The 13,225-nt window shown below is 70.1% G+C and carries 14 protein-coding genes; 8 read left to right on the top strand and 6 right to left on the bottom strand.

Translation table 11 applies throughout. From position 1 onward, the window contains the following. Positions 1–94: 94 nt before the first annotated feature. Genes alr through tsaE form a run of 3 tightly spaced genes read left to right on the top strand, consistent with a single transcriptional unit; the run spans position 95 to position 2,765 of the window. The gene (gene alr, locus HOV77_RS12935) at positions 95–1,204 is read left to right on the top strand and encodes an alanine racemase (RefSeq protein WP_290861773.1); all 1,110 of its coding nucleotides are present in this window, start codon (positions 95–97) and stop codon (positions 1,202–1,204) included. 2 nt (positions 1,205–1,206) lie between these two features. Next, positions 1,207–2,283, top strand: coding sequence for an alpha/beta hydrolase (locus HOV77_RS12930; RefSeq protein WP_290861771.1), 1,077 nt, complete (start codon positions 1,207–1,209; stop codon positions 2,281–2,283). A 5-nt stretch (positions 2,284–2,288) separates the two neighbouring features. Then, on the top strand, positions 2,289–2,765 hold the full coding sequence (gene tsaE, locus HOV77_RS12925; RefSeq protein ID WP_290861839.1) for a tRNA (adenosine(37)-N6)-threonylcarbamoyltransferase complex ATPase subunit type 1 TsaE: 477 nt from the start codon (positions 2,289–2,291) through the stop codon (positions 2,763–2,765). A 105-nt stretch (positions 2,766–2,870) separates the two neighbouring features. Here the strand turns inward: tsaE and HOV77_RS12920 are convergent, their stop codons facing one another. Genes HOV77_RS12920 through tsaB form a run of 4 tightly spaced genes read right to left on the bottom strand, consistent with a single transcriptional unit; the run spans position 2,871 to position 5,299 of the window. After that, positions 2,871–3,125, bottom strand: coding sequence for a hypothetical protein (locus HOV77_RS12920; RefSeq protein ID WP_290861769.1), 255 nt, complete (start codon positions 3,123–3,125; stop codon positions 2,871–2,873). A 17-nt stretch (positions 3,126–3,142) separates the two neighbouring features. Then, entirely contained in the window at positions 3,143–4,189 is a 1,047-nt protein-coding gene (gene tsaD, locus HOV77_RS12915) for a tRNA (adenosine(37)-N6)-threonylcarbamoyltransferase complex transferase subunit TsaD (protein WP_290861767.1), read from the bottom strand. A gap of 10 nt (positions 4,190–4,199) precedes the next feature. After that, a complete protein-coding gene (gene rimI / locus HOV77_RS12910; RefSeq protein WP_290861765.1) occupies positions 4,200–4,646 on the bottom strand; it encodes a ribosomal protein S18-alanine N-acetyltransferase in 447 nt (148 codons plus the stop codon). Beyond that, the gene (gene tsaB, locus HOV77_RS12905; RefSeq protein ID WP_290861761.1) at positions 4,643–5,299 is read right to left on the bottom strand and encodes a tRNA (adenosine(37)-N6)-threonylcarbamoyltransferase complex dimerization subunit type 1 TsaB; all 657 of its coding nucleotides are present in this window, start codon (positions 5,297–5,299) and stop codon (positions 4,643–4,645) included. The genes rimI and tsaB overlap by 4 nt, the downstream gene beginning before the upstream one ends. Positions 5,300–5,379: 80 nt before the next feature. On the opposite strand from tsaB, the gene HOV77_RS12900 reads away from it, so the two are divergent. The 4 genes from HOV77_RS12900 to HOV77_RS12885 all read left to right on the top strand — a co-directional run bounded on the left by HOV77_RS12900 (position 5,380) and on the right by HOV77_RS12885 (position 10,878). Continuing rightward, positions 5,380–7,116 carry an ABC transporter ATP-binding protein gene (locus HOV77_RS12900; RefSeq protein ID WP_363260145.1) on the top strand — a complete coding sequence of 579 codons (1,737 nt, stop codon included), beginning with the start codon at positions 5,380–5,382 and terminating at the stop codon, positions 7,114–7,116. Then, on the top strand, positions 7,116–8,852 hold the full coding sequence (locus HOV77_RS12895) for an ABC transporter ATP-binding protein (RefSeq protein ID WP_290861759.1): 1,737 nt from the start codon (positions 7,116–7,118) through the stop codon (positions 8,850–8,852). The genes HOV77_RS12900 and HOV77_RS12895 overlap by 1 nt, the downstream gene beginning before the upstream one ends. Before the next feature lie 137 nt (positions 8,853–8,989). Then, the gene (locus HOV77_RS12890; RefSeq protein WP_290861757.1) at positions 8,990–9,634 is read left to right on the top strand and encodes a helix-turn-helix domain-containing protein; all 645 of its coding nucleotides are present in this window, start codon (positions 8,990–8,992) and stop codon (positions 9,632–9,634) included. A 2-nt stretch (positions 9,635–9,636) separates the two neighbouring features. Then, entirely contained in the window at positions 9,637–10,878 is a 1,242-nt protein-coding gene (locus HOV77_RS12885) for an MFS transporter (protein ID WP_290861755.1), read from the top strand. A gap of 58 nt (positions 10,879–10,936) precedes the next feature. Here the strand turns inward: HOV77_RS12885 and ybaK are convergent, their stop codons facing one another. Both ybaK and HOV77_RS12875 read right to left on the bottom strand, forming a co-directional pair. Then, positions 10,937–11,416, bottom strand: a complete 480-nt coding sequence (ybaK, locus tag HOV77_RS12880; RefSeq protein ID WP_290861753.1) for a Cys-tRNA(Pro) deacylase — start codon at positions 11,414–11,416, stop codon at positions 10,937–10,939. 135 nt (positions 11,417–11,551) lie between these two features. Continuing rightward, complete coding sequence (locus tag HOV77_RS12875; protein WP_290861748.1) at positions 11,552–12,742, bottom strand: class I SAM-dependent methyltransferase; 1,191 nt, start codon at positions 12,740–12,742, stop codon at positions 11,552–11,554. 196 nt (positions 12,743–12,938) lie between these two features. On the opposite strand from HOV77_RS12875, the gene groES reads away from it, so the two are divergent. Further along, positions 12,939–13,225: co-chaperone GroES (gene groES / locus HOV77_RS12870; RefSeq protein ID WP_290861746.1), on the top strand; the 287-nt coding region annotated here is incomplete at its 3' end.

The raw sequence follows: 13,225 nt of genomic DNA, 5'->3' as shown, positions 1-13,225 counted from the left end.
TAGCGACGTTGTCCCGCCGACCACGCGCGAACAGCGAGCGCCGCGAGGTGATCTCCGTAGGCGGGGAATGCGTACCAGCCGGTAGGGTGGAAGCATGTGGCAGGCGGAAGCGGTCGTCGATCTCGCGGCCATCCGGGCCAACGTCGCGTTGCTCAGGAAACGCACGTCGGCCGAGGTGATGGCGGTGGTGAAGGCGGACGGCTACGGCCATGGGGCGGTGCCGAGCGCGCGCGCAGCGCTCGCGGGCGGGGCCACCTGGTTGGGCGTACGCAGTCTTCCGGAGGCGCTCGAACTCCGGGCGGCCGGAGTGACCGCTCCGGTGCTGGCCTGGTTGCTCCCGCCGGGTACGCCGTTGCCCGAGGGCGTCGCCGCTGATGTGGATCTCAGCGTCTCCAGCGTGGCTCAGGTGACCGAGCTTGCCGAGGCCGCCCGGCGAGCCGGCAAGGTCGCCCGCGCCCATCTCAAGATCGATACTGGTCTGCATCGGAACGGCGCGACGCTCGACGTCTGGCCCAAGCTCGTCGAGGCTGCGGCGAAGGCGCAGGCGGAGGGCGTACTGGAGATCGTCGCGGTGTGGAGCCATCTGGCCTGCGCCGACGTGCTCGGCGATCCGTCGATCGACCGTCAGCTCGACGTCTTCCTCGAAGCCTCGGCGATCGCGGAGCGCCTCGGCGTCACACCCCGGCTGAGGCATCTCGCCAATTCGGCCGCGACGCTGACTCGCCCCGACACTCACTTCGACCTGGTCCGCCCGGGGGTCGCGGTCTACGGCCTGTCGCCCATCGAGGGCCAGGACTTCGGCTTGCGGCCCGCGATGACGGTCCGCGCGCCGGTCGCGCTCGTCAAGCGCGTTCCGGCCGGCGAGGGCGTGTCTTACGGCCATACCTACGTCACGCCCCGCGAGACCACGCTCTGCCTCATTCCCATCGGGTACGCCGATGGGGTGCCCCGGCATGCGAGCAGCAGCGGGCCCGTATGGGTGAACGGCAAGCGCTTCGAGATCGCCGGTCGGGTGTGCATGGACCAGTTCGTGGTCGACTGCGACGACGCAGTGGTGGCGGCCGGGGATGAGGCTGTCCTGTTCGGACCGGGTGACCGGGGTGAGCCGACCGCCGACGATTGGGCGGCGGTCGTGGGCACGATCAACTACGAGATCGTGACCCGCTTCGGGCGGTCGGGCGTACCGCGCAGGTATCGAGGCTGACGATGGCTAGGTGGGGCATCGTCGGGGCATTGGCGGGGGTGGCGGCGGCCGGTGTGGCCGCCGGAGTCGCGGCGGAGCGTACTTTGGTGGGCCGAACACGAAAGAACTCCGAAGATCCGTACGCCGAGGAACCGTTCGGCCGGCTGCCGTATGACGAGGCGCTGACCGTGACGACGGCAGACGGGGTCGAGCTGTACGTCGAAGTAGTCGAGCCGGCTGACGGCGTGGCAGTGGACCTCGGCGGCGATGCCGAGCCGGAGGCGACGTTGATCTTCGTCCACGGCTTCTGCCTGGACATGGGCACGTTCCACATGCAGCGGCGCTACCTCGATCCCGGCGACTACCGGATGGTCTTCTACGACCAGCCCGGCCATGGTCGGTCGGGTCGCCTGGAGGACGGCGAATATGAGCTGCCCGCGCTGGGTGAGGCGTTGCGCGACGTGATCGAGCAGACCACCCCGGTCGGTCCGATCGTCCTGATCGGACACTCGATGGGCGGGATGGCGATCATGGCCTGCGCCGAGCTGTTCCCGGACCTGTTCGCCGACCGCGTGGCCGGAGTGGTGCTGATCTCCACCAGCGGCGGGAAGTCCGAGAACGGCAAGCTCGGTGGCGTACCGGAGATGATCGCCGGGGCTGGGCCGTTGCTCGGCATGGTCTCGGGGGCCACGAAGTACAGCGGACGGATGATCGACCGCGCCCGGCATGCTTCGAGCGACCTGGCCTGGCTGCTCACCCGGCGCTACGGCTTCGGCGGCAGGCGACCGAGTCCGGCACTGGTCTCCTATGTGGAGCAAATGAACTCCAGTACGCCGATGGACACGGTCACCCGCTATCTGCGTACGCTCTACAGCCATGCGCGGTACCCGGCGCTGGCCGCGATCCGTACCAAGCCGGTGATGGTGATCTGCGGCGAGAAGGACCCGATCCTGCCCGTGAGCCACTCGGAGGAGATCGTCCGGCACCTCCCGGACGCCGAGCTCGTCGTCGTGCCGGATTCCGGGCACGTCGTTCTGTTGGAGCACGCCGACGCGGTGAACGAGGCCCTGCAGGACTTTCTCGATAAGGTGGTCGGGTGACGTCGGTGCAAAGTCCCGTCCAGCTGGCGAAGGTCGAAGACACTCACGCGTACGGCGCGGAGCTGGCCCGCCTGCTGCGGGCCGGCGACCTCGTGATCCTCACCGGACCGCTCGGCGCCGGCAAGACCGCCCTGGCCCAGGGGATCGGCGCGGGGCTGCGCGTTCTCGGCGACGTGACCTCGCCGACCTTCGTCATCGCCCGGGTTCATCGTCCGGACGTGCACGCCGGTGGGAGCGTGCCGATGGTGCACGTCGACGCGTACCGCCTGGGTATGGTCCGTGATCCGCGGGCCGAGGTGGACGACCTGGACCTCGACGCCGACATCGACGACTCCGTGACCCTCGTGGAGTGGGGCGAGGGCATGGTCGAGCAGCTCGCCGACGCTTACCTCGAAGTGCGGATCACCCGGTACGACGACGACACCCGCGAGGTTCAGCTCGTCGGCCACGACGGCGACTGGGCCGCCCGCCTCAGTTCCTAGCCCAGCCCCATGAGCGGCAGATCAGGGAAATGCATGCTTCCCGCGCGGATTTAGCCTGCGTAACCGTGATCTGCGTGCCTCGGCTCATCCAATCAGCGGCGCGGCTCAGCGGTCGACGACGGTGAAGTCCCAGCTGTGCGCGGAGCGCGCCACGAGGTCGCGCGGCGGATCGGGCAGCGGCGTGGGCTCGCCCCGCCACCGGGACATGACGACGATCCGGCCGTCCGCCGAGGAGAACACCTCGGTCGACACGTGCAACGGCTGAATCTCCAGGCCGGGTACGGCGATGTCGCAGACCCAGCCGAGCAGTTCTTCGAAGTGGTGGGGGTATGCGCGGATCTCCCACATGCGCACGATCACGCCTGGCAACGTAGCAGTCATGCCACGACCAATGTGAGCGGCATTGCGGAATCGGCCGGGAGGTCGAGGCGGCTGGGCGCGACGCCCGAGGCCACGAGATGAGAACCGAGGGCGGCGACCATCGCGCCGTTGTCGGTGCACAACTTCGGCCGCGGTACGCGTACCGCGATGCCGTGCTTGGCCGCCCGGTGCTCGGCGAGCGCCCGGAGCCGGGAGTTCGCGGCGACGCCACCGCCGATGACCAGCGTCTCGATCCCGTTCGCGCGGCAGGCGTCGATCGCCTTGGTGGTCAGCACGTCGCAGACCGCCTCCTGGAACGAGGCCGCGACGTCGGCGACCGGCACCGGTTCGCGGGCCTTCTCGCGGGTCTCGACCCAGCGGGCGACGGCGGTCTTCAGCCCCGAGAATGAGAAGTCGTATCGGTGGGTGGCGAGATCCTTCGGCGCGGTGAGCCCACGCGGGAAGGCGATCGCCTCGCCGTCGCCGTCGCGAGCCGCCTTGTCGATCCAAGGTCCACCCGGGAACGGCAGCCCGAGCAGGCGGGCGACCTTGTCGAAGGCCTCACCGGCGGCGTCGTCGATGGTCGCACCCAACGGAGTGACGCCCCGGGCCAGGTCGTTGACCAGCAGCAGCGACGAGTGGCCGCCAGAGACGAGGAGGGCGACGGCTGGTTCGGGCAGCGGCCCGTGTTCCAGCGTGTCGACGGCGACGTGGGCGGCGAGGTGGTTCACGCCGTAGATCGGCTTCTCCGCGGCCAGGGCGTACCCCTTGGCGGCGGCCACCCCGACCAGCAGCGCCCCGGCCAGGCCGGGGCCCGCCGTCACCGCGATGGCGTCGACGTCGGCCAAGGTCACTCCGGCCTGGTCCAGTGCGCGCTGCATGGTCGGGATCATCGCCTCGAGGTGGGCGCGGCTGGCCACCTCCGGCACGACGCCGCCGAACCGGGCGTGTTCGTCCACACTGGACGCAAGGGCCTCGCCGAGCAGGGTGTGGCCCCGGACGATGCCCACGCCCGTCTCGTCGCAGCTCGTCTCGATGCCCAGGACGAGCGGTTCGCTCTTCACAACGATCACCTCATGGTTCGATCCGGCGCATGACCCACGCGTCGGTGTTGCTCGGCTGGTAGTAGCCCTTGCGTACGCCGACCGTCTCGAAGCCGAAGTCGGTGTAGAGCGCTTGGGCGGGCTTGTTGTCGGCGGCGACTTCGAGCAACGTCTGGTCCACCCCGGCCCGGCCCGCCACGTCGAGCAGGGCGGTGACCAGGGCGCGGCCGATCCCGCGGCGCTGGGCGTCTCGGCGTACGGCGACGTTGTTGATCCAGGCTTCGTCGGGCGGGCTCAGCGCCAGCCCGGCGTAGCCGAGGACCTGGTCGTTCTCGGTCGCGGCCAGATAGAGGTGGCCGTTGGCGAGCTCGTTCCAGAACATGCCCGCCGTCCACGCCTCGGTCCCGAACAGGTCCGCCTCGATCGGCAGGAGATCGGCGATCTGCCACCACCGAAGCCGCCCCAACTGAAAGGTCATGACACCTTTTTCGGTGCTCCCGGCTCCACCGCGTCGGGGCGGCGCAGGTAGAGCGGGGTGAGGCGCTCCGACGGCGCGTTCTCGCGTACGCGAGAAGCCGCGAGCCGGGCCAGCCACTCGGCCGACGGATAGTCCGGGGCTTCGGCGCCGACGGCGAGGCCGAGCTGATCGGCGTACTTCCGGGCGCCTTCGCCGACGGCGTGGTCGGCCACCGTCTGCCCGACGTCGGCCGGCTTGGCGACGTGGGGTCCGTCGACCCGCTGCCCCTCGGCGTACGCCGCCCAGTAGACCTCGCGCCGCCGGGCGTCGGTCGCCACCAGGGCGGTGCCGGAGGTCGTGGCACCGAGCCCGTCGAGGCTGCACACGGCGTACGTGGGAATCCCGAGCGCGTCGGCGATGGCGGCCGCCGTCATGAGGCCCACTCGCAGGCCGGTGAACGGGCCGGGGCCGACGCCGGCCACGATCGCCGTCAGCTCCCGCGGCTTGACGCCGGCCTCGGCGAGCGCCGCGTCGATCTGCGGGGCGAGAAGTTCGCCGTGCTTCTTGCCGTCGACCGTCACCCGTTCGGCTTGAATTCGCACATCCGTGGGCGTGATCTCAGCCACCGCGGCGGTGATGGCGGGCGTTGCGGTGTCGAGAACGAGGACAAGCACGACGAACAGCCTATCCGGGCAGCCGGTCCGAGGCGAAAACCGGTTGCCGCGCGGCGGGCCGATCTCGTAATGTCCGCGCTGTGCGCCGCCCCTTACGTAAACCCCTTCCCGAACCTGATCCCGGCCGTCCCGACGGGCGGTCACCGGGGCGTTACCTGTTCTGGTTGTGGCGCAAGCAGTGGCCGACGATGGCCGTGGGTATGAGCTTCGGCGTCATCTGGATGGTCGCCATGGCGCTCGGCCCGGCCGCGATCGGCCGCGCCATCGACGCACCCGACTTCGCCGGCCTGCTTCGCTGGGCCGGCGTTTTCGTGCTCCTCAGCGCGATCACGGCGTGGGCGAACATCATGCGGCACCGGTTCGCCGTCTACAACTGGCTGCGGGCGGCGTACCGGACCATCCAGCTGACCGTCGACCAGGCCAACCGCCTCGGCGCGACGCTGCCCAAGCGCATCGCCACCGGCGAGGTCGTGAGCATCGGCAACTCCGACGTCAGCCACATCGGTGGCGCGCTGGACATCCTCCTGCGGGGTTCCGGCGCGGTCGTCGCGATCGTGGTGGTCTCGGTCATCCTGCTGACGACGTCGTGGCAGCTCGGGCTGGTCGTGCTGATCGGCGTACCGGTGATGATGTCGGCGGTCGCGCTGCTGATCCGGCCGCTGCACACCCGGCAGGCGGCGTACCGGCATCAGCAGGGGACGCTGATCAGCCGGGCGGGGGACATCGTCGCGGGGTTGCGTGTACTCCGGGGTGTCGGCGGCGAGTCGGTCTTCGCCGCGAGCTACCGGCAGCAGTCGCAGAAGCTCCGAACCGAGGGCGTCCGGGTGGGCAAGGTCGACGCGCTGCTCGAGGCCGCGCAGGTGCTGCTCCCCGGTCTGTTCGTCGCGCTGGTCACGTGGCTCGGCGCGCGGTTCGCGCTCGCCGGCGACATCAAGGTGGGCCAGCTGTTCACCTTCTACGGGTACGCCGCCTTCCTGCTGGTGCCGCTGCGGACCATCGTGGAACTCGTCGACAAGATCACCCGTGGTCTCGTGGCGGCCAAACGGATGGTCTACCTCCTGCAGCTGGAGCCGGAGATCGACGAGCCCAGCGCGCTCGACCGGGCGATGCCGCCGACGAGCGCCGTGGAGCTCCACGATCCGGAGTCGGGTGTCACCATCCCGGCCGGCCGGTACACCGTCATCGCCAGTGCCAAACCGGAGGACGCGGCCGAAGTAGTGGATCGCCTCGGCCGGTACGCCGAAACCTCGGTCACTGCTGACGGCGTACCCCTGGAGAAAATGGCGAGGCGGGCGATCCGTGAGGTCATCCTCGTGGGTGACAACGACGCGCGTCTGTTCAGCGGTGTTCTGCGCGCGGAGCTGGACCCGCGGGCCGGGACCGGGCGTGCAGCTAGTGGCGAGCAGATTCGCGCGGCGCTGACGGCGGCGAGCGCGACCGACGTGGTCGACGCGCTGCCGGACGGCCTGGACAGTCACGTGGCCGAGCGCGGCCGCGAGTTCTCCGGCGGGCAGCAGCAACGGTTGCGGCTGGCCCGCGCGTTGCTTGCCGACCCGCCGATGCTGCTGCTGGTCGAGCCGACCAGCGCGGTCGACGCGCACACCGAGGCGCGCATCGCCGCCCGGATCGGTGCGTATCGCGCGGAGCGAGGCGTGCGGTCGACGGTGGTCGCGAGCACGAGCCCGCTGGTGCTGGACCGAGCCGACCTGGTGCTTTACCTGGAGGACGGCAAGGTCGTCGCCGAGGGCACCCACCGTGAACTGCTTCGTACGGAACCGCGCTACCGGGCGGTCGTGACCCGGGGAGAGGACGCCTGATGAGCCGGGAGATCCTGCCGATCGCCACCGCGCCGGTCGTCAAGGCGTACGCCGTGCGGCTGCTGCGCGAACATCGGGGAGCGCTGGCGCTCGTCGTGCTGCTGCACGGCCTCGCCGCCGTCGCCGGGTTGTTCGCGCCGGCCCTGCTGGGGCGGCTCATCGACACCGTCGCCGACCATGGCACCACGGATCGCGTCGACCTTCTGGCGTTGGCGATCGTGGTGTCGGTGCTGGCGAACGCGGTGTTCATCCGGTTCGCCGTGTACGCCTCGGCCCGCTTCGGCGAACGCATGCTCGCCGACATCCGGGAGGAGTTCGTCGACGGGGTGCTCGGCGTGCCGCTGTCGACTGTGGAGCGTGCGGGCACCGGTGACCTGATGACGCGGGCTTCCCGCGACGTCGGTTCGCTCAACCACAGCGTGCGCCGGGGCGTGCCGGAGCTCTTCGTCGCCGTTGTGACCGCCGTCCTCTCGGCGGGCGCGCTCGTGCTCAACAGCTGGCAGCTCGCGATTCCGTGCCTGCTCGGCGCGCCGCTGCTCATCGCCATCTCACGCTGGTACCTCGGCCGCGCCACGCCCGGCTACCTGCGCGAGAACGCGGCCTACGCGGACGTCACCGATTCCCTCGCGGAGACGGTCGAGGGCTCGCGGACCAGCGAGGCCTTCGGCTTCGGGGGACGGCGGCGGGCCGACATCGACGCCAAGATCTCCCAGTCGTACGCCGCTGAGCGGTTCACTCTCCGGTTGCGGACGATCCTGTTCCCGACGATCGACGCGGGCTTCTACATCTCGATCACGTCGACTCTGGTCATCGGCGGTGCGTTCTACTTCAAGGGCTGGGTCTCCATCGGTGAGCTGGCGGCGGCGGTGGCGTACGTGCAGCAGATGGTCCGGCCGATCGAGCACGCGCTCGAATGGCTGGACGAGATCCAGGTCGGCGGGGCCGCGCTCGCCCGGCTCGTCGGCGTCAGCCTGCTGCCGTCCGACGCCTCCTCGGACGTCCGCCCGGTGGGCTCCGACCTGGTCGCTTCGGAGGTTCGTTACTCCTATGTGGAAGGCCGACCGGTTCTGCACGGCATCGACTTGGCCTTGGCGCCGGGGGAGCGGCTGGCGATGGTCGGCCCGTCCGGCGCGGGGAAGTCGACGCTGGGCCGCCTGCTGGCTGGAATCCACCCGCCGACCTCGGGATCGGTGACCGTCGGCGGGGCTCCGCTGGCCGACCTGCCACTGCCGGTACGCCGAGGCGAGGTCGCCCTGGTCACCCAGGAACACCACGTCTTCCTGGGTACGCTTCGCGACAACCTGCTGCTGGCGCGGCCCACTGCCACGTCATCGGACCTGTGGCGTGCGTTGGACGCCGTCGATCTCCGGGAATGGGTGGAGTCACTGCCGGACGGGCTGGAGACCGAGGTCGGCCAGGGCACCTTCACCGTGCCCCCGGCACAGGCCCAGCAGCTGGCGCTCGCCCGATTGGTGCTCGCCGATCCGCATACGCTCGTCCTGGACGAGGCCACCTCGCTCATCGACCCCCGAGCCGCTCGTCATCTGGAGCGGTCCCTGGCCGCAGTGCTCGACGGGCGGACCGTCATCGCCATCGCGCACCGGCTGTTCTCGGCCCACGACGCCGACCGGGTGGCCGTCGTGGAGGACGGGCGGATCGCCGAGCTCGGGTCGCACGACGAACTCGTGGCCGCTGACGGGTCGTACGCCGCGCTCTGGCGCTCCTGGCAGGCCTGACGCCCTTTTTGGCGCTCGATCAGGGATCTGGGTCGAATCTTTCCTCAAGATTCGACCCAGATCCCTGATCCGTCTGGGCGCGGGCCGACCGCAAAGAAGTGCTTGCAAAGAACTCTTTGCAGAACTATCTTTGCGGTATGACCGAGGAGAGCCGGATCCACCTGAGCGCCCACACGCTGAAGGGCATCGCGCACCCGATTCGCGTACGCCTGCTGGGCCTGCTCCGCATGGAGGGCCCGTCGACCGCCACGAAGCTGGCCGAGCGCATCGGGCAGTCGAGCGGGGTCACGAGCTATCACCTCCGGCAGCTCGCCCAGTACGGCTTCGTCCAAGAGGACGCCTCGCTCGGCACCGGCCGGGAGCGCTGGTGGCGCGCGAGTCACCAGAGCACCACCCTCGAAGCCCCGGCCGCTCGGGAAGCGCCGCTCGAGACCGAGATCTACATGCGGGCGGTGGCGACCGCCAGCGCGGAGCGGGTGGACCGCTGGCTCGGCGAGGCGACCTCGATCCCGCCCGAGTGGGACGACTCCATGGGCCTCAACGACTACGGCCTCCTACTGACCCCGGCCGAGGCGGCGGAGCTCTCCGCCAAGCTGCTGGAGCTGCTGAAGAGCGCCCGCCCGCACTACGAGAAGCCGGGCCCGCCCGGGGCCGAGCAGGTGGTGGTCCAGCTCAACATCCTGCCGTTTCTGAACCATGACTCTTTGGACCGTCGCGACGCCGGTGAAGCTCCTGACTCCCGCGACGCTCGTGACTCCCGTGACGCTTCTGAGGAGAACTGATCATGAATCGCCGCGCCCCCCTCGCCGGCCTTCTGCTCGCCAGCACGCTGTCCCTGCTCGGCAGCCGGATGACGATGATCGCGTTGCCGTGGCTGGTGCTCGTCAGCACCGGCAGCGCCGCCAAGACCGGGCTCGTCGGAGCCGCTGAACTCGTCCCGTACGTGCTGGCCTGTGCCCTCGGCGGGCCGGTCATCGACAAGATCGGCGGACGCCGGATCTCGGTCGTCGCCGACCTGCTCAGTCTCGTCGTCGTCGGCGCGATCCCGCTGCTGCACCGGTCCGGCGGGCTCGGCCTGCCAGTCCTCATGGTGCTGGTCGCGGTCGCCGGACTGCTCCGCGGGTTCGGCGACACCGCCAAGCGAGGTGCGATGTTCCCCCAGGTCGTCGCGAAGTCCGGGGTCGAGATGACCCGGGCGGCCACCCTGGTCGACGGGACCAGCCGGGCGGCCGGCCTCATCGGCGGCATCCTCGCCGGCCCGCTGATCGTCTGGTTCGGCGATGCCGCCGACGTCCTGCTGCTCGACGCGGTCTCGTTCGGGTTGTGCGCGCTACTTGTCGGGCTGCTGGTACGCGTACCGGGGAAGGCGGATCGGGCGGCCGAGCCGTATGGGGTGGCCCTTCGGGGCGGGCTGGCGTACCTGCGAGGCGACCGGCTCGTCCTCGGGCTGATCCTGATGTTGTTCGTGACGAACATGCTGGACCAGGGCTTCAGTGCCGTGCTGGTTCCGTTGTGGGCCCGCGACATCTTCGGTACGCCGGTCGGCATCGGCCTGGTCGGCGGCTCCTTCGGTCTGGGCGCCGTGCTCGGCAACATCGCCTTCGGCTTCCTGGCTCCGCGGCTGCCCCGCTGGGCGCTGTTCTCGGTGGGCTTCCTCATCGCCGGTGCGCCCCGCTTTTTCTTCCTCGCCTTCGGCGCTCCCGCCTGGTCGATCGTGGTCCTCGGGCTGATCGACGGGGTGGCCATCGCGGCGGTCAACCCCATCCTCTCGGCCGTCATGTACGAGCGGGTGCCGGAGCACTTGCAGGCTCGCGTACAGGGGCTGGGGACGGCGGTGGCGTTCGCGGGGATGCCGCTCGGCGCACTGGCGGCCGGTTGGCTCGGCGAGTACGGCGCTCAGCTCGCGTTGATCGTCTGCGGTGTGGCGTACCTGCTCGCCACGCTTGCGCCGTTCGTCGGGAAGTTCTGGCGGGAGATGGATCGGCGGCCCGCTCCTGTTGTCACTCCGGAACTCGTCGCCGCCTGATTTCAGGCGATCTTGAATGGAAAACGTTGCCCCGGCAGCGTTTTCCATTCAAGGTCCTCTAGCTGGAGGCGATCGAAGCGACGACCGCGCCGGTGAGGCGTACGAGGTCGTCGGGGGCGAGCTGAACTTGAAGCCCGCGCTTGCCGGCGCTGACGTAGACGGTGGCACCGGCCAACGCGGTCGCGTCGATCACGGTCGGCAGCCGTTTGCGCTGGCCGAGCGGGCTGATGCCACCTCGGACATAGCCGGTCGTACGCTCAGCGACCGCACGGTCGGCCAGCGCGGCTCGCTTGCCACCCGCGGCGGAAGCGAGTGCTTTGAGGTCCAGTTCGCCGGTGACCGGCACGACGGCGACGGTCAGTCCACCGTCGACCTCGGTGACCAGCGTCTTGAAGACTCGAGCGGGATCGGCGCCGATCGCGGTGGCGACGAGCGCGCCGTAGTTGGGTGCGTCCGGAGACACGTCGTAGGGGTGCAGCGTGTGCGCGACCTTCTGCTTGGCCAACAGCGCGGTGGCCGGAGTTCCTTGGCTTGCCACGGTGATCGAGTGTACGGGCCTACGCGTACGCGTTATCCGGGGATAACGTCCCCTCGACGAGCGCGAAGACCGCGTTATCCCGGGATAAACGCACGCGCCCAAGCGCGCGAAGCCCCACCAACGACCGCCGGAGCGCTAAGGAAGAGCGCGAGCGATCACCGCGACCGGCCGCCCAGCGACCTTGGTGAGCAGCAGGCTGGCGTCAGCGTCCCCGGAGAGCCGAAGGTCACGTCGTAGTTGTTCGACGTCAAGGGCGGACCCGCGTTTGAGGATCTCCAGTCGTCCGACGCCGCGCTCCCGCAGGGCCGAGCGCAGGCGCTTCAGCGAGAACGGCAGTACCTCGTCCACGGCGAAGCAGCGCCCGAAGGGCGTCGGAAGGTGAGCCGAGGCCCACACGTACGCGATGTCGGGGTCGCCGAGCCGGCCGTCCACCAGCCGGGCGAACTCCGCCACGAGATGGGAGCGGACGACCGCCCCGTCCGGGTCGTACACGAACTCGCCCACCGGACCGACCGGTCCCAGCGCCTCGCCCGAGCCGGTCAGCTCGTGGACGGCGGTGCCCCGCAGAACCGAAGCCCGCCGGGGTACGCGCGCCAGCGGCCCGAACCAGGCGGCGGCTTCCACGACGTCGCCGTCGACGCTGGTCAGTTCGAGTTCGCAGTCGTCGGGCAGCAGCTCGCCCGGGAACCCCGGGGCCAGCTTCAAGACGGTGTACTCGACAGCCTGCGGCAAGCGGGAGACCCAGTCCCAGGGCGGCGAGTAGTCCTCGGGACGGAAGATCCGCCGAGTTCGGCGTACGCCGGAACCGGTCTGCCGCCGAGCCGGATCGCAGAACGCCGCTCCGATGTCGTGCAACGAGGCGTCCTGGGCGTCGGCACAGGTCACGACGGCGTCGAGGCCGAGCGCCTCGAAGTTGAAGGCGGCGATGTCGGCGGTCACCGGATCGGCGTCGACGGCGTGCACGGTGATCCCGGCGCGGGCCATCGCGATCGCGTCCGACCCGATTCCGCAGCCCAGATCCGTCACCCGGCGTACGCCCGCCTGGGCGAGCCGGGCGGCGCGCCGAGCGGCGACGACCGGCCGGGTGGCCTGTTCCAGGCCGGCCTGGGTGAACAGCATCCGGGAGGCGGACTCGCCGAACTTGGCGGCCGCCCGGGCCCGCAGCACGGCCTGGGTGAGCGCCGCTCCCGCCACCTCGGCGGCGTATCCCCGGGAGCGCAGCGCGCTGATGGCGGCGAGCCGGTCGGTGTCGATCAGCTCCTCCGCGGCGGCCAGCGCGGCGATTCCCTCCCGGGAACGCAGCGCGGCGAGCTGTTCGGAGTCCACACGGGCGATCGTACTGGCACTCTCCTTGACTGAGTGCTAGCCACGTCATAACCTTCGGTTTAGCACTCTCCTGCTGAGGGTGCTAAGAATGACAAGTGCCATCAGGGCACCAGCCAGCCACGGCGGCCCGGCACCCGCGACGACGGTGCCGCTGCGGAGGGTGGACAGACAGCAATTTCCGATACCCCAGGAGGGTATGCTCGTGACTACCGCGACGAAGGTTGCGATCAGGCCGCTCGAGGACCGCATCCTGGTCCAGGCGAACGAGGCTGAGACGACCACCGCGTCGGGGCTCGTTATCCCCGACACCGCCAAGGAGAAGCCGCAGGAGGGCACCGTCCTCGCCGTCGGCCCGGGCCGCTTCGACGACAAGGGCGCTCGGATCCCGGTCGACGTGCAGGTCGGCGACACCGTCGTCTACTCGAAGTACGGCGGCACCGAGATCAAGTACGCCGGCGAGGAGTACCTGGTGCTCTCCGCCCG

Source organism: Hamadaea sp. (genome assembly GCF_013362815.1).
Lineage (GTDB): Bacteria > Actinomycetota > Actinomycetes > Mycobacteriales > Micromonosporaceae > Hamadaea.
This window is presented reverse-complemented; position numbering and strand designations above follow the sequence as displayed.